The 17,115-nt window shown below is 73.6% G+C and carries 18 protein-coding genes and 1 riboswitch; of the genes, 8 read left to right on the top strand and 10 right to left on the bottom strand.

The window, feature by feature from the left end; translation table 11 throughout:
* Positions 1-167: 167 nt before the first annotated feature.
* The 3 genes from TNCT6_RS23210 to TNCT6_RS23200 form a co-directional block, all read right to left on the bottom strand.
* Positions 168-563: a DUF3040 domain-containing protein gene (locus TNCT6_RS23210; RefSeq protein ID WP_141361715.1), complete on the bottom strand. Its 396-nt coding sequence runs from the start codon at positions 561-563 to the stop codon at positions 168-170.
* Positions 564-839: 276 nt separating this feature from the next.
* Entirely contained in the window at positions 840-1,664 is an 825-nt protein-coding gene (locus tag TNCT6_RS23205) for a bifunctional 2-polyprenyl-6-hydroxyphenol methylase/3-demethylubiquinol 3-O-methyltransferase UbiG (RefSeq protein WP_172632996.1), read from the bottom strand.
* Positions 1,665-1,880: 216 nt separating this feature from the next.
* Complete coding sequence (locus TNCT6_RS23200; protein WP_172632995.1) at positions 1,881-2,495, bottom strand: SAV_6107 family HEPN domain-containing protein; 615 nt, start codon at positions 2,493-2,495, stop codon at positions 1,881-1,883.
* A 212-nt stretch (positions 2,496-2,707) separates the two neighbouring features.
* Here TNCT6_RS23200 and TNCT6_RS23195 point away from each other — a divergent pair, with 212 nt between their 5' ends.
* The 3 genes from TNCT6_RS23195 (at position 2,708) to TNCT6_RS23185 (ending at position 5,914) form a co-directional block, all read left to right on the top strand.
* Positions 2,708-3,337, top strand: coding sequence for a TetR/AcrR family transcriptional regulator (locus tag TNCT6_RS23195; RefSeq protein ID WP_141361713.1), 630 nt, complete (start codon positions 2,708-2,710; stop codon positions 3,335-3,337).
* A 373-nt stretch (positions 3,338-3,710) separates the two neighbouring features.
* Positions 3,711-4,328 carry a DUF4126 domain-containing protein gene (locus TNCT6_RS23190; protein WP_141361711.1) on the top strand — a complete coding sequence of 206 codons (618 nt, stop codon included), beginning with the start codon at positions 3,711-3,713 and terminating at the stop codon, positions 4,326-4,328.
* 89 nt (positions 4,329-4,417) lie between these two features.
* Complete coding sequence (locus TNCT6_RS23185) at positions 4,418-5,914, top strand: NAD(P)/FAD-dependent oxidoreductase (protein ID WP_141361710.1); 1,497 nt, start codon at positions 4,418-4,420, stop codon at positions 5,912-5,914.
* Between the two features lie 12 nt (positions 5,915-5,926).
* Here TNCT6_RS23185 and TNCT6_RS23180 read toward each other — a convergent pair whose 3' ends face one another.
* The 6 genes from TNCT6_RS23180 to TNCT6_RS23155 form a co-directional block, all read right to left on the bottom strand.
* Positions 5,927-6,907, bottom strand: a complete 981-nt coding sequence (locus TNCT6_RS23180; protein ID WP_141361707.1) for a hypothetical protein — start codon at positions 6,905-6,907, stop codon at positions 5,927-5,929.
* A 56-nt stretch (positions 6,908-6,963) separates the two neighbouring features.
* Positions 6,964-7,887, bottom strand: a complete 924-nt coding sequence (gene metF, locus TNCT6_RS23175) for a methylenetetrahydrofolate reductase [NAD(P)H] (RefSeq protein WP_141361705.1) — start codon at positions 7,885-7,887, stop codon at positions 6,964-6,966.
* A 176-nt stretch (positions 7,888-8,063) separates the two neighbouring features.
* Positions 8,064-8,729 (bottom strand): thiamine phosphate synthase, encoded by a 666-nt coding sequence (thiE, locus tag TNCT6_RS23170; protein WP_141361703.1) that lies wholly within the window; start codon positions 8,727-8,729, stop codon positions 8,064-8,066.
* Positions 8,730-8,869: 140 nt separating this feature from the next.
* On the bottom strand, positions 8,870-9,235 hold the full coding sequence (locus TNCT6_RS23165; RefSeq protein ID WP_141361701.1) for a helix-turn-helix domain-containing protein: 366 nt from the start codon (positions 9,233-9,235) through the stop codon (positions 8,870-8,872).
* A gap of 66 nt (positions 9,236-9,301) precedes the next feature.
* Positions 9,302-10,531, bottom strand: a complete 1,230-nt coding sequence (locus TNCT6_RS23160; protein ID WP_141361699.1) for an NAD(P)/FAD-dependent oxidoreductase — start codon at positions 10,529-10,531, stop codon at positions 9,302-9,304.
* A gap of 29 nt (positions 10,532-10,560) precedes the next feature.
* The gene (locus tag TNCT6_RS23155; RefSeq protein ID WP_253266205.1) at positions 10,561-10,980 is read right to left on the bottom strand and encodes a hypothetical protein; all 420 of its coding nucleotides are present in this window, start codon (positions 10,978-10,980) and stop codon (positions 10,561-10,563) included.
* Positions 10,981-11,033: 53 nt separating this feature from the next.
* A riboswitch (TPP riboswitch) is annotated at positions 11,034-11,145 on the top strand.
* On the opposite strand from TNCT6_RS23155, the gene thiO reads away from it, so the two are divergent.
* The 5 genes from thiO (at position 11,143) to TNCT6_RS23130 (ending at position 16,307) form a co-directional block, all read left to right on the top strand.
* Entirely contained in the window at positions 11,143-12,309 is a 1,167-nt protein-coding gene (thiO, locus tag TNCT6_RS23150; protein ID WP_141361697.1) for a glycine oxidase ThiO, read from the top strand. It overlaps the preceding riboswitch by 3 nt.
* A complete protein-coding gene (thiS, locus tag TNCT6_RS23145; protein WP_141361695.1) occupies positions 12,306-12,506 on the top strand; it encodes a sulfur carrier protein ThiS in 201 nt (66 codons plus the stop codon). The genes thiO and thiS overlap by 4 nt, the downstream gene beginning before the upstream one ends.
* 3 nt (positions 12,507-12,509) lie before the next feature.
* Positions 12,510-13,304, top strand: coding sequence for a thiazole synthase (locus TNCT6_RS23140; RefSeq protein WP_141361693.1), 795 nt, complete (start codon positions 12,510-12,512; stop codon positions 13,302-13,304).
* 111 nt (positions 13,305-13,415) lie between these two features.
* Positions 13,416-15,368: a Stk1 family PASTA domain-containing Ser/Thr kinase gene (gene pknB, locus TNCT6_RS23135; RefSeq protein WP_172632994.1), complete on the top strand. Its 1,953-nt coding sequence runs from the start codon at positions 13,416-13,418 to the stop codon at positions 15,366-15,368.
* Between the two features lie 48 nt (positions 15,369-15,416).
* Positions 15,417-16,307: a deoxyribonuclease IV gene (locus TNCT6_RS23130; RefSeq protein WP_141361689.1), complete on the top strand. Its 891-nt coding sequence runs from the start codon at positions 15,417-15,419 to the stop codon at positions 16,305-16,307.
* A gap of 42 nt (positions 16,308-16,349) precedes the next feature.
* Here TNCT6_RS23130 and TNCT6_RS23125 read toward each other — a convergent pair whose 3' ends face one another.
* Positions 16,350-17,006, bottom strand: a complete 657-nt coding sequence (locus tag TNCT6_RS23125; RefSeq protein WP_141361687.1) for a sulfite oxidase-like oxidoreductase — start codon at positions 17,004-17,006, stop codon at positions 16,350-16,352.
* Positions 17,007-17,115 lie beyond the last annotated feature (109 nt).

Genomic DNA, 17,115 nt, shown 5'->3' with positions numbered 1-17,115 from the left:
GGTCTCGGGCCGGGGTTCCGGCCGGCTGGGGGTCCGGCCGGCTGAGGTTCCGGCCGGCTGAGGTTCCGGCTGAGGCGGCCGGCTCCCGTTCCGGCTCCCGGACATGCGTGAGGGGGTGACCACCAGTGGTGGTCACCCCCTCACCCACAACCGTGGTGCTCGGCGGGCTAGCGGCCGCCCTGCTCGTCGCGGCGGCGCTGCCAGCGCTCCTCGATGCGGTCCATCATGGAGCGCTTCGCACGGGCCTGACGGCGGGCCTGCGGGCCGCCGGCGGCCTGCTCGCCCGGCTTGGGCGCCTTGCGCCAGCCGGTCACGACCAGTACGGCGCAGCCCAGCATGACCAGGAAGCCCACCACACTGACCCAGATGAGCTGCTGGACGACCATTCCTGCCATGAGGAGCGCGATACCTACGAGGAAGCCCACGACCGCCTGGTAGACCCGCCGCCGGGTGTACGTACGCAGCCCGCTTCCCTCGAGCGCCGACGCGAACTTGGGATCTTCGGCGTACAGCGCTCGCTCCATCTGCTCGAGCATGCGCTGCTCGTGCTCCGAGAGCGGCACGGAGTCCTCCTCATCGTGCAGTCGCCGGGGCGACTCGGGGGGTCCCTTCAGGATAGGCAGGGAATCGCCCCCGTGAAACCCGCCCCTCTGCGCCAATTGGCCAACCGGAATCCGCCATGTCGTCCCGGTCCGCTGAGGCTTGCATTCCCCGGCGGGCGGGCCGTCATGCCGGACGGTCTCCCTCGATCATACGGCGCGAAGCGGCCGACCGGGCGGCCTGTGGCGGACTGCATGCCCGGCCGAAGGGCCGGTCGGCGGCCCGCCCCGCGAAGCGGCTCAGTCCTCCGCCGCACCCCGGGTCTCACCGAGTACGTGGAGCTGCGTGGCCACGGAGTGGAACGCGGGCCGTTCGGCCGCCGCCGCCTCCAGTTGCAGCAGGGCGTCCAGCGCTCCGGGCTCGGTGTCCACGAGCACCCCGGGCACCAGGTCGGCGAAGATCCGCACCCCGTGCACGGCGCCGACCCGCAGGCCCGCGCCCTCGACGAGTGCGGTGAGCTGCTCGGCGGTGAAGCGGCGCGGCACCGGGTCGCCCTCGCCCCAGCGCCCGTCCGGGTCGTCGAGCGCCTGCCGGGCCTCCTTGAAGTGCCCGGCCAGAGCGCGCGCGAGCACGGCGCCGCCGAGACCGGCGGCGAGCACGCTCAGGACGCCCTCGGCGCGCAGGGCGGCCACCGCGTTGCGCACGCCCTCGGCGGGGTCGTCGACGTACTCCAGGACGCCGTGGCACAGCACGGCGTCGTAGCCGCCGCGCTCGACCACGTCGAAGAGGCCGCGGGCGTCGCCCTGGACGCCCCGCACCCGGTCGGCCACGCCGGCCTCGGCGGCACGGCGCTCCAGCGCGAACAGCGCGTTGGGGCTGGGGTCGACGACGGTGACCCGGTGGCCGAGCCGGGCGGCGGGCACGGCGAAGTTGCCGCTGCCGCCGCCGGTGTCGAGGACGTCCAGGGACTCCCGGCCCGCGGCCTTGACCCGGCGGTCGAGGGCGTCGTGCAGGACCTCCCAGACCACGGCGGTACGGAGAGAAGCGCGGGGGCGAGAGGGATCGGGGCGCGGCGACGTCGGTTGAGGGTGGTGGGAGACGGGCGGGCGCATCGGGTCCGACACGGCAGTTGACTCCTCGGCGCGGCACCGCCTCTTGCACGGCGGAGCGATCGGACTGCCCCTCCCCGCCCGGCGCACGGGAACTGGAAGGGCTTCAGGCGCCTTCCACCCTATTGCCTCCACCCCCCGACCTGCCGCTCGGCTCCGCCGCCGCAGTCGCCACCCCGCCGTGGCCGTTCGCCGGGGCGGCAACTGCCGTACGGACGCGCGCCGTGCGTGTCAGCCCGCGTCCGGCAGGTCGCGGCACGGGGTGCGCTCGGGGTGGGAGGGGTTCGCTCCGGTCGGTTCGCCCGCCCCGGTCGCGGGGTCGATGTCGGTGTCGGTGTCGGGGCGGGGCTGGGGCAGGACCGGCTGGAGGAGGAGCATGCGTTCGACCAGGCGGATGAACATCGCCACGTCCCGTATCAGGTCGTCGGCGTCCCGCCGGCCGGCCGCGCCCCGGATCCCGGCCTCCGCACGGGCGCGGCGCGCGGCGCCCGCGGCGAACAGCGCGCTCCACTCGGCGAGTTCGGGCGCGATCTCGGGGAGCACTTCCCAGGCACTCCTGATGCGGGCCCGGCGGCGCGGGGTGGGATCCGGACGTCCCCGCGCGGCGAGTACGGCGGCGGCGGTGCGCAGCGCGGCGAGGTGGGCCGTCGCGTACCGCTCGTTCGGCGTGCGGTGGGTGGTGGCCTCCTCCAGGCTCGCGCGGGCCTGGGCGAGCAGGCCGAGGGCGGCGGGAGGGGCCGGGGAGCGGCGCGGGACGGGGTGCACGTCGCTCGCCGGGCCGGTCAGTGAGGGGGCAGGGCCGGTGGCGCGGTGCCGACGAGCGGCGGCTGCGGACGAGTTGGCCATGACGAACCTCCTGTCGTCTGGGTGACGGCACGGGTGCCGTATGTGCCCATCGTGAGGTATGGCACTGACAATCCGTTCTGACCTGGGATTCTGCTTCGACCGTACGTTCGGCGGCCCGGGGTCGGCGGCTCTCGGGGCGCGCCCCCGTGACCGCGCCGCCGGCCTCCCCTTCCGCGTCCTGCGGGAGGTGCCGACCTGTGACAATCAGGGCCATGGAACGCAGCAGCGCCACGCCGGGCGGCCGTACCCGCCGCGAGGCCACCCGGCAGAAGCTCTACGAGGCGGCCGTCACCCTCATCGCCGAGCAGGGGTTCTCCGCCACCACGGTGGACGAGATCGCCGAGCGGGCGGGGGTCGCCAAGGGCACGGTCTACTACAACTTCGCCAGCAAGTCCGTCCTCTTCGAGGAGTTGCTGCGGCACGGCGTGGGACTGCTCACCGCCTCCCTGCGCGAGGCGGCCGAAGAGACGGCGCGGGAGGGCGGCAGCCGGGTGGACGCCCTGGACGCCATGGTCCGCGCCGGGCTCGTCTTCATCGACCGCTACCCGGCCTTCACCCAGCTCTACGTGGCCGAACTGTGGCGCACCAACCGGTCCTGGCAGTCCACGCTCCTGGTGGTGCGGCAGGAGGCGGTCGCGGTCGTCGAGGGCGTACTGCGCGACGGCATGGCGAACGGGGAGTTCGGCGAGGACGTCGACGTGCCGCTGACCGCGGCCGCGCTGGTCGGCATGGTGCTGGTGGCCGCGCTGGACTGGAAGTCCTTCCAGCCCCAGCGTTCCCTGGACGACGTGCACGCGGCGCTGTCCCGACTCCTTCAGGGACGGGTCGGCGAGCGCCTCTGATGCCGCGGCCGCCAGGCGCGCTCGGGCCGGGCGGGCGAAAACGCCGGTGCGCCGTGGCCGCGTCCCCCGCGGGCCACCGCGCACCGGCGTTTCCCGTACCCCCGTCGAGCCCCGTCCGGTCGTTTCCCCCGGGCTCCCCCGTGCCTCGCTCCCGGCGGCCTGGGCCGGCGGAAGGAGCGGTCGAGGGCCGCGCCGTTCCGCCGCCCCGTGTCGGCGGTGCCGGCGCCGTGCCCCCTTCCGTGCTCCCACTCTCTCGTGCACGCGGTTCGCGGCCCATCCGCGCGCGTACTCATCTCGCTTGCTAGGTACGGATACTCACTCCTGTGTGCCCGCGCCCAGGACGCCGGGCGGCCCGCTGACTACGATCGCCTCCGTGTCCGTACTCCCCATGGTGTTCACAAGCGGCTGGGCCAGCGGCATCAACGCGTACGCGGTGGTGCTGCTGCTCGGTGTGTTCGGCGCGACGGGACTGAGCGACGACGTCCCCGGCACCCTGCAGCGGCCGGAGGTGCTGATCGCGGCGGGCGTGCTGTTCCTGCTGGAGGCGGTCGCCGACAAGATCCCCTACGTGGACTCGGTGTGGGACACGGCGCACACCGTGATCCGCCCGGTCGCCGGGGCCTGGGTCGGCGCGCTGCTCGCGGGGCAGAGCGGCTCGCTGTCGGACGTCACGGCGGGCCTGGTCGGCGGAGGTACGGCGCTGGCCAGCCATCTGGTGAAGGCCGGGACGCGGATGGCGGTCAACACCTCCCCCGAGCCCGTGAGCAACATGCTCGTGAGCCTGGCCGAGGACCTCGGAGTGGCCGGACTCGTCACCTTCGCGATCTTCCATCCGGTGGCCGCGGCGGTCGTCGCGGGCGTCCTGCTGCTCGCCGGGGCCGTGATCGTCGCCTTCCTGGTCTCCCGGATCCGCCGCTTCCTGCGCCGCCGGGCCCAGCGCCGGGAGGAGAAACGCCGGCTCGCGGCCGAGGCGGGGTCACCGCCGGGCTGACCGCGCCCGCGGCCCCGCACATCCGGGGAAACTGCTGGTCAACGCCCCCGTGGCCGGGATTGTCGGTGGCGGCCGATAAAGTCGCGCACATGGCACGGATTGCGGTGATCGGCGCCGGGATGGGCGCGATGGCGGCCGCCGCCCGGCTGGCCGTCGCGGGCCACCGGGTGACGGTGTACGAGCGTACGGAGACGTACGGCGGCGCGCTGCGCCGTTTCGAGCGGGACGGTTTCGCCTTCGACACCGGCCCCGGCCTGCTCCCGCTGCCCGCGGTCTACCGCGATCTGTTCCTCAAGACCGGCAAGGAGCCGCTGGAGGACCGCGTCGAGCTGGTCCAGGTGGACCCGTCCGCACGGCACGTCTTCGCCGACGGCGCCGAGGTGTCCCTGCCGAACGTCTCGCGCGCGGGCGTCGTCGCCGCTCTGGACGAAGCCCTCGGCGCGGGCGCCGGACGGCGCTGGGGCGACTTCCTGGTGCGGGCCCGCGAGGCCTGGGACCGCGCCCGCCGCCCGCTCCTGGAGGAGCCGCTGTGGCCCAACTGGCAGGTGCTGGCCGAGCGCGAGCCCTACCCGGCGGTGCCGCACAAGCGCCTGCTGCGCACCCGGCAGGCCGGCACGCTCGCCGAGGTGGGCGCCTGGGAACTGCGCGACCCGCGCCTCGCCGCCCTCCTGGAGAGCCACGCGCTCGCCTACGGCCTCGATCCGCGGACCGCCCCGGCGAGCACGGCCGTACTGCCGTACCTGGACCACGCCTTCGGCACCTGGTACGTGCGCGGCGGCCTGCGTGAACTGGCGCGCGCGGTGTACGAGCGGTGCCTGGCCCGCCGGGTCGAGTTCGTCCTCGGCACCGAGGTCACGGGGATCGTCGACAAGGACGGCCGGGCGGCGGGCGTGGAGCTCGCCGACGGGACCGTGGCCGAAGCGGAGTTCGTGGTCGCCGGTGTGCCTCCCCGGACGCTGGACGGCATGGTCCGGGGTACGGCCCTGCGCGGTGCGGGCGAGGTGCCGCCGCAGCCCGGTGCGCCCAGCCGCCTGACCGTGCTGCTGGCACTGCGCGGCGGCCGTCCCGAGGGGACGGCCCACCGGACCGTGGTGCACACCGAGGACCGCGCGGCCGAACTCGACGCGCTGTTCGGTACGGCCCCGGAGCTGCCCGAGCGGCCCACGGTCGCGGTGTCGCGCCCGGGCGATCCCGCGCTGGTCCCGGACCCGGAGCACGAGGCGGTCACGCTCACGGCGACGGTCCCGGCGTCCGCCTCGGCGGATCCGCGGAAGCAGGCCGACCGCATGATCGCCGTCGCCTCGCGGGCGATACCCGGGCTCCGCGACCGCCTGCTCTGGCACGAGGTGCGCACCCCGGCCGACATCGCCCGGGTGACGGGCGCGGAGGGTGGGGCCGTCCCCGCGCCGGCGTTCGCGGCCGCCGGGGGGCGCCTGCTGCACCCGGCGAACACCACGGGACTCACCGGCCTGTTCACCGTGGGCGGCTGGTCGCACCCCGGGGGCGGGCTGCCGCACGCCGGGATGTCGGGGGCGCTGGTGGCCGGACTGATCGTGGAGGGACCGGAGTTCCGCGGCTCCCAGTGAGCCGGGGAGCGTTCAGAAACGGTACTGCTCGTCGAAGCCCGTGCCGTGCTGCGGCTGACCGTGGTTGTTGTCCTGGTACGGGTAGGACTGCTGCTCCTGCGGGAGTTCGCCGCCGTAGGACTCGTCGGTGCGCTGCTGCGGGACCCACACCCCGCCGGCCGGCGTCTCACCGCCGTAGCCGCCGGCGTAGGCGTCCTGGGTGCCGTAGCCCTGCTGCCCGTACCCCTGCTGGCCGCCGTAGCCGGTGTCGTAGGAGCCGCCGCCGTAGGTCTGGGTACCGGCGTACGGGTCGGAGTAGGCGGCGTACTGCTGCTGGCCGGAGGCGTCGTAGCCGTAACCCTGCTGCCCGTAGCCGGAGTAGTCGTAGGTGTGGCTCTGGTCGGCGCCCTGGGCCGCGGTGGCGTACTGGTCCTGGGTCTGGTCGGCCCCCGGGTAGGGCGACTGCGTGCCGTCCCGGTGGGCCGGGTCGCCGTAGACGCCGTAGGAACCGGTGTCGTCGGGCAGGGGCTGTGGCTCGTACACCGCGGTGGCCTCGGCGGCCGCGGGCTGGCCGGGGCGGGCGGGGGTGAAGACGTCGTCGCGGTCGTCGTCGCCGTGGCCGTAGGACAGGCCCTCGTGGCTGGGCAGGGCTTCCATGGTGCCGGTCTCGCCGTCGGACACCTCGAGGTCGGAGACCTCCAGGGCCGGATCCTGGTACTCGGCCTTGCCGCGGCGGCGCGGCTTGTCGCCTTCGGCTCCGGGACGGTTGACCGCCCAGCCCGCCGCGAAGCCGCGCCGGAAGGACAGCGTGACGTAGGTCTGGCCGACCGCGAAGGCGGCCGCGCCCAGACCGATCACGACGACGGACGGAATCAGGACCCCGAGGACGACACAGAGGAAGCCGGCGAAGGCCAGCAGCCGCCAGCGCAACCGTGCCTTGTACTGCAGCAGCACCTCGCCCAGCAGCCACAGCGCGACGATGCCGAACGCGATGTAGAGGACCGTCCAGCCCATGTACGCCCCTCTCCCAGTGGCCGCTACGCAGTGTGTCGTACGCGGGTGCGGCCGGTCTAGGTCCGCGGCCGGTGGTGCAGACCCAGGTTTTCGTAGATTTCCAGCGTCGCCGTGGAGTTGTTGAGCGTGATGAAGTGCAGCCCGGGCACTCCCTCGGCCTGCAGTCGTGCGCAGAACTCGGTGGCGAACTCGATCCCAAGGGAGCGTACCGCCGCCGGATCGTGCTCCGCCGCGCGGATCCGCTCTTTGAGGTCGTCCGGGATGGCGGCGTTGCTGAGTTGGGGCAGCCGCTCGAGCATCTTCACGCTCGTGACCGGCATGATCTCGGGAATGACGGGTGTCGCGCAACCGGCCGCGGCGACGCGGTCGCGCAGGCGGAGGTACGACTCCGGATCGAAGAACATCTGCGTGATGGCGTAGTCGGCGCCCGCGCGGCACTTGTCGACGAAGTGCGCGACGTCGGTGTCCCAGTCGGCGGAGCGGGGGTGCATCTCGGGGAAGGCCGCCACGCCGACGCAGAAGTCGCCCGACTCCTTGATGAGCCGGACGAGTTCGGCGGCGTACGTCAGTCCGCGGGGGTGCGGGACCCACTCGCCCATCGGGTCGCCGGGCGGGTCGCCGCGCACGGCGAGCATGTTGCGGATCCCGGCGTCGGCGTACTGGCCGATGATGTTGCGCAACTCGGCCACGGAGTGGTTGACGGCAGTGAGGTGCGCCACAGGGGTGAGCGTCGTGTCGGACACGATCTGCTCGGTCGCCCTCACCGTGCCCGCGCGGGTGGAGCCGCCGGCGCCGTACGTGACCGAGACGAAGTCGGGGGCGACGGCCTCGATCCTGCGTAGCGCGTTCCACAGGCTGCGCTCGCCCTTCGCCGTCTTCGGCGCCCAGAACTCGAAGGAGTACGTGCTCTTGCCGGTGGCGAGCATGTCACGCACGGTGCGCGCGCGATCAGTCCTGGTGGATGCGGTTCCGAGGGCCATACTGGCAGGCTATCCAGGGTGCGGCGGTCTCCCAACCGAGCCCTGGAAATTTGCCTGAATTGTCGGCTTCTTGTCCATCCCTCGGACAACACGGCCGGAAATGAGCGGGTCGGGCCGGGTCTGCCGTCCGAGCTATGAGACGACCGCTGCCGCGCCCGGCCGTGTCGCGCCGCGCCCTACCCCGCCTGGCGCAGCCGCGCGGCGAACTCGGCCGCCGCCGCTCCGGGGTCGTCGGCCTCGGTGATCGCCCGGACCACGACGACGCGGCGGGCGCCGGCCTCCAGGACCTGGTCCAGATTGCCGAGGCCGATGCCGCCGATGGCGAACCAGGGCCGGTCGGTCCCGAGCGAGGCCGTGTACCGGACCAGGTCGAGGCCGGGGGCGGGGCGGCCGGGCTTGGTGGGCGTGGGCCAGCAGGGTCCGGTGCAGAAGTAGTCCACGCCGGCCTGCACGGCCGCGGCGGCGGCCTCGTCCTCGGCGTGCGTGGACCGGCCGATCAGGACGCCGTCGCCGAGGATCGCGCGGGCGTCGGGCACGGGAAGGTCCCCCTGCCCCAGGTGCAGCACATCGGCACGGGCCGCGTGGGCGACGTCCGCGCGGTCGTTGACCGCGAGCAGCTTCCCGTGCCGGGCACAGGCGTCGGCGAACACCTCCAGCCGGTCCAGCTCCTCCCCGGCCTCCATGCCCTTGTCCCGCAACTGCACGACGTCGACCCCCGCCGCCAGCACCGCATCCAGGAACTCGGCCAGGTCCCCCTGCCGCCTCCGGGCGTCCGTGCACAGATACAGGCGCGCGTCACCGAGCCGGTCACGGGCGTCGGCTGCGGCAGCGGTCTCAGGCATACGCGGGTTCCCCCCGGCTCGTCGGTCGGGTGGTTCGTCCGACCACCCGAACGGACCCTACCCGCCGCGCCCGCCGGGCCGACGAGGACACCGAGGCCCCGGCGGGGGGCCGGGGCCGGGTGCGCAGGCGGGTGGCCGGGTCAAACGGCGAGGGCCTGGGCGCGGCGCTTCACCTCTGTGCCGCGGTTCTCACTCAGGGCCTGGGCGGGGGTGCCCGGCAGGGTCGGGTCGGGGGTGAACAGCCATTCGATCATCTCTTCGACCGTGAAGCCGTCGTCCCTCAGGAGCGTCAGGGTGCCGGACAGGCCCTTGACGACCTTGTCGCCGTCGATGAAGGCGGCGGGGACGTGCAGCGCGCGGTTCTCACCCCGGCGTACGGCGATGAGCTGGCCCTCCTTGACCAACTGCCGCACACGTGTCACCTCGACGCCGAGTTGTTCGGCGATGTCGGGAAGGGTGAGCCAGGCAGGGACGAGAGCGTCGATCTTCGTGTCAATCTCGGTCACGGAAACAAGCGTGCCATCTGCCACTGACACTCGGAAGCCAGGCCCGTCCACTCGGGGCCGCGCGCCTCACGCCGTCGCCGCCTTCAGGGGCTTCGCCGGGTCCGCCAGCAGCCGCGGATCCATGGGCGTGCCGGACTCGATCAGCCGCCGTCCCTGCGCCAGATCCCGCGGTCGGCCGACGGCCAGCAGAGCGACGAGCCGGCCCTCGCGGAGCCAGCAGACCGTCCACGCCGGTCCGGTGCGATCGCCGCGCCAGACGACGGTGTCGGCCGACGCGTGGTGGCCGGCGTACTGCACGAAGCGCCCGAACTGCTCGGACCAGAAGTACGGGACCGGGTCGTAGACCACGGGGGTGAGGCCGACGATGTCGGCCGCGACCGTGCGCGGGCCCTGGAGCGCGTTGTCCCAGTGGTGGATCAGCAGGCGCTCTCCGTACCTGCCCGAGGGGAAGGAGGCGCAGTCGCCGACCGCGTACACGTCCGGCACGGACGTGCGCAGGTGGTCGTCGGCCAGCACGTCCCCGTGCCGGCCCAGCTCGATGCCGGAGCCGGCCAGCCAGCCGGTGGCGGGGCGCGCGCCGATGCCCACCACGACGGCGCCCGCGGGCAGCCGCGCCCCGTCGTCGAGCACCACCACGCCGGGTTCGACGCGCTCCACGCGCGCGTGGGTGCGCAGTTCGGCGCCGCTGTCGGCGTACCAGGCGGTCATCGGCTCGGCCACCGCCGCGGGCAGCGCCCCCGCGAGCGGCCGGTCCGCGGCCTCCACGACGGTCACGGCGCAGCCCGCCTCGCGCGCGGCGGTGGCGAACTCGGCGCCGATCCAGCCCGCGCCGACGACCACGATGTCGTGCTGCTCGGTGAGCACCGGCCGCAGCCGTTCGGCGTCGTCCAGGGTGCGCAGCAGGTGGACCCCGGGAACGCCCTCCGCGCCGGGCAGCCGGATCGGTTCGGCACCGGTGGCCAGGACGAGGACGTCGTACGGCACCGGACCCGCCGAGGTCTCCAGCACATGCGCGTCGGGCCGCACGGCCAGCGCCTCGCAGCCGAGCCGCAGTTCGAGGCCGAGCGCCTCGAAGTCGATGTCGAAGGCGGATCCCTCGGCCTTGCCCAGCAGGACGGCCTTGGACAGCGGCGGTCGGTCGTAGGGCTGGTGGGGTTCGGCGCCGATCAGTGTCACGGTGCCGGTGAAGCCCTGCTCGCGCAGGGCGACCGCGGTCTGCACCCCGGCCATGCCCGCGCCCGCGACGACCACGCGCCGCGGCCCTGATGTGCCCTGTTCCTGCGTCTGGTCGCTCACCTGATCACCATAAGTCAACTGACAAACCGTCAGTCAGGGGCGTGCGAGGTGACCTGCTCCACAACCTCTTCCACCACGCTCGTCCCACTGCCGGGCTGCGACTCCCAGCGCCAGGTCTCCTCCAACCGCACCCGCCCGTCGGGCAGTTCGACCACCGTCGACACGCAGTGCCCGGAGGAGGTGGTCCCGTCCTGCTTGAGCTGGACGTACCGGAAGTCGAGCCGGTCACTTTCCCTGGTACCCACCAGATGGCCGCGTACGACGTCGCCGCCCGCGTACTCGGCCCAGATCTCCCCGCTCCGCTCGTGATACGTGAAGCGGGTGCGCGTGCCCACCTGGCCCGGGGCCTGGTCGGCGACCGGGGCGAGAACGCGGCCGTCGAGCGAGGGAAAGGGCCGGGCGGAGCCACCCGCCCGAGAGTCGTGGCGGGAGACGGGCGGGCGGGTCATGGCGGGAGGCTCCCTTACCGGGGCAATGCTCTGCGGGCTAGGGTGGCCACCGTACAAGCACTCGCGGGAGCCCGGACGCACCGGGCTGAGAGGGAGGCTGGCGGCCTCCGACCGTACGAACCTGATCCGGGTCATGCCGGCGAAGGGAGGGGCTGGACGCCCATGTCGTTGCCACGTACGTCAGACGTCCTCGTCGTGGGGGGCGGGATCATCGGGCTGGTGACGGCCTGGCGCTCGGCGCAGCGCGGGTTCACCACGGCCGTGGTGGACCCCGAGCCGGGCGGCGGGGTCGCACAGGTGGCCGCCGGGATGCTGGCCGCCGTCACCGAACTGCACTACGGCGAGCAGACCCTGCTCGGACTCAACCTGGCCTCCGCCCGCCGCTACCCCGACTTCGTGGCCGAGCTGACCGGGCTGACCGGCCACGACCTCGGCTACCGCCGCTGCGGCACCCTCGCCGTGGCGCTGGACGCCGACGACCGCGCCCACCTGCGGGAACTGCACGACCTTCAGCGCCGTTCGGGCCTGGACTCCGAGTGGCTGTCCGGGCGGGAGTGCCGCCGGCTCGAGCCGATGCTCGCGCCGGGCGTGCGCGGCGGGCTGCGGGTGGACGGCGACCACCAGATCGACCCGCGGCGGCTCGCCGGCGCCCTGGTCGCGGCCTGCGAGCGGGCGGGGGTGGTCTTCCACCGCGGCTGGGCCGAGCGGCTCACCGTCACCCGCGACCGCGCCACGGGCTGTGTGCTGCGCGACGGCACCGCGCATGCCGCGGACCGGGTGGTGATCGCGGCGGGCGGCCACAGCGGACGGCTCGGGGGCGTCCCGGACGACGTGCTGCCACCGGTGCGGCCGGTGAAGGGGCAGGTGCTGCGGCTGACGGTGCCGAAGCGGTACGCGCCGTTCCTGAGCCGTACCGTGCGCGCCGTGGTGCGCGGCAGCCAGGTCTACCTGGTGCCGCGGCTCAGCGGCGAGCTGGTCGTCGGGGCCACGAGCGAGGAGCTGGGCTGGGACACGACGGTGACGGCGGGCGGCGTGTACGAGCTGCTGCGCGACGCGCACGAGCTGGTGCCCGGGATCACCGAGCTGCCGCTCACGGAGACCCGGGCGGGACTCCGGCCCGGCTCCCCGGACAACGCGCCGCTGATCGGCCCGACCGGGCTTGACGGCCTGCTGCTGGCCACCGGGCACTACCGCAACGGCGTGCTGCTCACGCCGGTCACCGGTGACGCCATGGCGCACGTCCTGACCACCGGCGAGCTGCCGGACGAGGTCCGTCCCTTCTCCCCTGGGCGCTTCCACGCCAGGGCACTCACGGAGCAGCCCGTATGAACATCTCCGTCAACGGCGAGCCCTGCCGGGTCACGCCCGGCACATCCCTCGACACCGTCGTGCGGACCCTGAGCGCGGCGCCCTCCGGGGTGGCCGCCGCCCTCAACGAGACCGTCGTCCCGCGCGCGCGGTGGTCGTCCACGGCCCTGACCGAGGGCGACCGCGTCGAAGTGCTGACCGCCGTCCAGGGAGGCTGAGCCATGGCCGACGATCCCTTCGTCCTCGGTGGTACGTCCTTCACCTCCCGGCTGATCATGGGCACCGGCGGCGCGCCCAGCCCAGAGGTGCTGGAGCGGGCGCTCACGGCCTCCGGCACCGAGCTGACCACGGTCGCCATGCGGCGGGTGGACCCCTCGGCGCACGGCTCCGTGCTGTCGGTGCTGGAGTCGCTCGGGATCCGGGTGCTGCCCAACACCGCGGGCTGCTTCACCGCGGGTGAGGCGGTGCTCACCGCCCGGCTGGCGCGGGAGGCGCTGGGCACGGACCTCGTCAAGCTGGAGGTCGTCGCCGACGAGCGCACGCTGCTGCCGGACCCGATCGAGCTGCTGGACGCGGCGGAGACGCTGGTCGACGACGGGTTCACGGTGCTGCCGTACACGAACGACGATCCGGTGCTGGCGCGGAAGCTGGAGGACGTGGGCTGCGCCGCGATCATGCCCCTGGGCTCGCCCATCGGGTCCGGGCTCGGCATCCGCAACCCGCACAACTTCCAGCTGATCGTGGAGCACGCGCGCGTACCGGTGATCCTGGACGCCGGGGCCGGTACGGCCTCGGACGTGGCGCTGGCCATGGAGCTGGGGTGTGCCGGGGTGATGCTCGCCTCGGCGGTGACGCGGGCGCAGGAGCCGGTGCTGATGGCCGCGGCGATGCGGTCCGCCGTGGAGGCGGGGCGGCTGGCCCGGCTGGCCGGGCGGATCCCCAAGCGGCACTTCGCTCAGGCGTCGTCCCCGGCGGAGGGCCTGGCCGGACTGGACCCGGAGCGGCCCGCGTTCTAGGCCGTCACCTCCTCCCACCGGTGCGTGGGCCGCGTCACAGGTCGGCTTCAGTCCCGCCGCGAGAGCGTCCGCGATCGGTGCGTGTCCGTGGCGGCTCGTAGACTCGCCTGCGTGGATACGACCCTTCAGGACCCTCTCGTCGGGCAGGTGCTCGACGGCCGTTATCGCGTCGACGCGCGGATCGCCGTCGGCGGGATGGCCACGGTCTACCGGGCCCTGGACACCCGCCTGGACCGGGTCCTCGCGCTCAAGGTGATGCACCCCGCGCTCGCGGCCGACGGCTCGTTCGTGGAGCGGTTCATCCGGGAGGCCAAGTCGGTCGCGCGGCTGGCCCACCCGAACGTCGTGCAGGTCTTCGACCAGGGCACGGACGGGTCGTACGTGTACCTCGCCATGGAGTACGTGGCCGGCTGCACCCTGCGCGACGTGCTGCGCGAGCGCGGGGCGCTCCAGCCGCGCGCGGCGCTGGACATCCTGGAGCCGGTGCTCGCCGCGCTGGGGGCCGCGCACCGGGCCGGGTTCGTGCACCGCGACATGAAGCCGGAGAACGTCCTGATAGGCGACGACGGCCGGGTCAAGGTCGCCGACTTCGGGTTGGTGCGGTCCGTGGACACGGTGACGAACACCACCGGTGCCGTCCTCGGCACCGTCTCCTACCTGGCGCCGGAGCAGATCGAGCGCGGCACCGCCGACCCCCGGGTCGACGTGTACGCGTGCGGGGTCGTGCTGTACGAGATGCTGACCGGCGGCAAGCCCCACCAGGGGGAGTCCCCCGCCCAGGTGCTGTACCAGCACCTCCACGAGGACGTGCCGGCCCCGTCGGCCGCCGTGCCGGGACTCGCCTTCGAGCTGGACGAACTGGTCGCGGAGGCCACCGCGCGCACCCCGGACATCCGGCCGCACGACGCGGTCGCGCTGCTCGCGCGGGTCCGCGAGGCGCGGTCCGCGCTCGACCAGGACCAGCTGGACGCACTGCCGCCGCAGGCCCTCACCGCGGACCACGACAACGCGGAGGACCGTACGAGCGTCATCCCGCGCGCGCTGACGACGCGGATCGGCGGCGGGGACGGCGGGACCGGTGGGGACGGCGCGCGGTCCGAGGCCGCCCTCAACCGCACCAGCCGCCTTCAAGCTCCCCCGCCCCCGCAGCCGCCGGCCGGCGCGGCACGTCCCGGGCGGCCTCGGCGCACACTGCTCACGGTGGTCGTCGCCGTCCTGCTGGTCCTCGGGGCCGGCGGGGGCGTCTGGTACATCAACTCCGGACAGTTCACGAAGGTCCCGCCGCTGCTGGCGAAGACCGAGGCGCAGGCCAGGGAGCGGCTCAAGGAGGCCGGTCTCGGCGTCGACCGCGTCGAGCACGCCTACAGCGACACGGTCGGGCGCGGCACGGTCATCAGCACCGACCCGCAGGCGGGCGCGCGGATCCGCAGCCACGACTCGGTGACGCTCACGGTCTCCGACGGGCCCGAGACCGTGCGGGTGCCCGACCTGAAGGGCCACCGGCTGGGCGAGGCCCGGACCCTGCTGAAGAAGGAGGGCCTGGAGCCGGGCATGGTGAGCCGGGAGTTCAGCGACGACGTCCCCCGCGACGCCGTGATCGGCACGGACCCCGAGGCGGGCACCGAGCGGCGGGCCGGCTCGGCGATCGCGCTCACCGTCAGCAAGGGCCGCGCGGTGGACGTGCCGGACGTCACCGGCGACGACCTGGACGAGGCGCGGTCCCAGCTTCAGGACGCCGGCCTGAAGGTGCGGATCTCCGCGGAGCAGGTCAACTCCGATTACGACAAGGGCCGGGTCGCCGGGCAGAGCCCGGAGGGCGACAGCCAGGCCGCCCAGGGCGACACGGTCACACTGACGCTGTCCAAGGGTCCGGAGATGATCGAGGTGCCGGACGTGACCGGCAACAGCGTCGGCGACGCGAAGAACACCCTCCAGAAGGCCGGCTTCCAGGTGCAGGAGGACCGCGGGCTGCTCGGACTGTTCGGCGACACCGTCAAGAAGCAGTCGGTGAAGGGCGGAGACCGGGCACCGAAGGGCTCGACGATAACGATCACCATCCGGTGACGGCCGCCCGGCGGCCACCGGCCGCCGGGCACGTGACACCCTGAACGGGTGAGCAGTCAGCGGTCCCGCCCCCTCCCCGGCCCCTCCCGCAACCCGATCGGCGGCCATGTGCCCGTCGCCGGCGGGCTGCACTCCGTGGGCCTGTCCTACGCCCGTGACCTCGGGGCCGAGACGGTGCAGGTCTTCGTCGCCAATCCGCGCGGCTGGGCCACGCCCGCGGGCAACCCGCGGCAGGACGAGCAGTTCCGCGCGGCCTGCGCGGAGCAGTCGGTTCCGGCGTACGTCCACGCCCCGTACCTGATCAACTTCGGCTCGCACACCGAGGCGACCGTGGAGCGGTCGGTGGAGTCGTTGCGGCACTCACTGCGGCGCGGCCGGGAGATCGGCGCGCTGGGCGTCGTCGTGCACACCGGGAGCGCGACCGGCGGCCGGGACCGGTCCGTCGCACTGAAGCAGGTGCGGGAGCACATGCTTCCGCTGCTCGACGAGCTCACCCACGACGACGACCCGTATCTGCTCCTGGAGTCCACCGCCGGCCAGGGTGCCTCGCTGTGCTCGCGCACCTGGGACTTCGGGCCGTACTTCGAGGCGCTGGACGCCCACCCGAGGCTGGGCGTGTGCCTGGACACCTGCCACATATTCGCGGCCGGGCACGACCTGACCGGCCCGGACGGCATGCACCGGACGCTGGACCTGCTGGTGGAGACGGTCGGCGAGGGCCGGCTGCGGCTGATCCACGCCAACGACTCCAAGGACGTGGCCGGCGCGCACAAGGACCGGCACGAGAACATCGGCGCCGGCCACATCGGCGAGGACCCCTTCCGCGCCCTGATGACCCACCCCGCCACCAAGGGCGTCCCGCTGATCATCGAGACCCCGGGCGGCAAGGAGGGACACACTGCGGACGTGGAGCGCCTGAAGCGGCTCAGGGACGGATGACGGAGGGGTGAGCCGGCACCGGTACGGCCGCCGGGGGCGGCGTCAGAGTTCCGGCCCGTCTCCCGGTTCCTCCTGGTAGGAGTAGCGCTGTTCCTTCCAGGGGTCGCCGAGGTTGTGGTAGCCGCGTTCCTCCCAGAAGCCGCGGCGGTCGGCGGTCATGTACTCCACGCCGCGGACCCACTTGGGGCCCTTCCAGGCGTACAGGTGCGGGACGATCAGGCGGAGCGGGAAGCCGTGCTCGGCGGTGAGCAGTTCGCCGTCCTTGTGGGTGGCGAAGAGGGTGCGCTCCGAGGTGAAGTCGGACAGGCGCAGGTTGGAGCTGAACCCGTACTCCGCCCACACCATCACATGGGTGACGTTCGCCGCGGGCGGGGCGATGTCCAGGACGGTGCGCGCGGGGATGCCGCCCCACTCGGCGCCGACCATGCTGTACTTCGTGACGCAGTGCAGGTCGGCCACCACGGTGGTGTACGGAAGGGCCGTGAACTCCTCGTGGGTCCAGCAGTGCTTCTCGCCGTCGGCGGTGGCGCCGAAGACCCGGAAGTCCCAGCGCTCGGAACGGAACTTGGGTACCGGCCCGTAGTGCGTGACCGGCCAGCCGCGCTGGAGCCGCTGTCCCGGCGGAAGTTCCGGCTGCGCCGCCCCCGTCGGCACTGCTCCAGACGCGTCCCCTGACGCGCGTTCCACCGGCTGACCCATGACTCCATCCTGACAGACCGGAGAGGGTGCACATGACCAGCCGGGGGGCGATTCGGACAACTCGCACTAAGCATGCACTTACTGGACGGCCGTGTGCGCCGGTGCAATC

Origin of the sequence: Streptomyces sp. 6-11-2, assembly GCF_006540305.1 — a bacterium.
In the GTDB taxonomy this organism is placed as follows: domain Bacteria; phylum Actinomycetota; class Actinomycetes; order Streptomycetales; family Streptomycetaceae; genus Streptomyces.
The sequence above is the reverse complement of the archived record's forward strand: the minus strand, read 5'-3'. Positions and strand labels throughout refer to the sequence as shown.

Excerpts from the sequence above, each read along its gene's own strand:
- TNCT6_RS23200 (WP_172632995.1), bottom strand. The coding sequence starts at position 2,495 with ATGGCCAACTCGTCCGCAGCCGCCGCTCGTCGGCACCGCGCCACCGGC.
- TNCT6_RS23195 (WP_141361713.1), top strand. The coding sequence starts at position 2,708 with ATGGAACGCAGCAGCGCCACGCCGGGCGGCCGTACCCGCCGCGAGGCC.
- TNCT6_RS23185 (WP_141361710.1), top strand. The coding sequence starts at position 4,418 with ATGGCACGGATTGCGGTGATCGGCGCCGGGATGGGCGCGATGGCGGCC.
- TNCT6_RS23180 (WP_141361707.1), bottom strand. The coding sequence starts at position 6,907 with ATGGGCTGGACGGTCCTCTACATCGCGTTCGGCATCGTCGCGCTGTGG.
- metF (WP_141361705.1), bottom strand. The coding sequence starts at position 7,887 with ATGGCCCTCGGAACCGCATCCACCAGGACTGATCGCGCGCGCACCGTG.
- thiE (WP_141361703.1), bottom strand. The coding sequence starts at position 8,729 with ATGCCTGAGACCGCTGCCGCAGCCGACGCCCGTGACCGGCTCGGTGAC.
- TNCT6_RS23155 (WP_253266205.1), bottom strand. The coding sequence starts at position 10,980 with ATGACCCGCCCGCCCGTCTCCCGCCACGACTCTCGGGCGGGTGGCTCC.
- thiO (WP_141361697.1), top strand. The coding sequence starts at position 11,143 with ATGTCGTTGCCACGTACGTCAGACGTCCTCGTCGTGGGGGGCGGGATC.
- thiS (WP_141361695.1), top strand. The coding sequence starts at position 12,306 with ATGAACATCTCCGTCAACGGCGAGCCCTGCCGGGTCACGCCCGGCACA.
- TNCT6_RS23140 (WP_141361693.1), top strand. The coding sequence starts at position 12,510 with ATGGCCGACGATCCCTTCGTCCTCGGTGGTACGTCCTTCACCTCCCGG.
- TNCT6_RS23125 (WP_141361687.1), bottom strand. The coding sequence starts at position 17,006 with ATGGGTCAGCCGGTGGAACGCGCGTCAGGGGACGCGTCTGGAGCAGTG.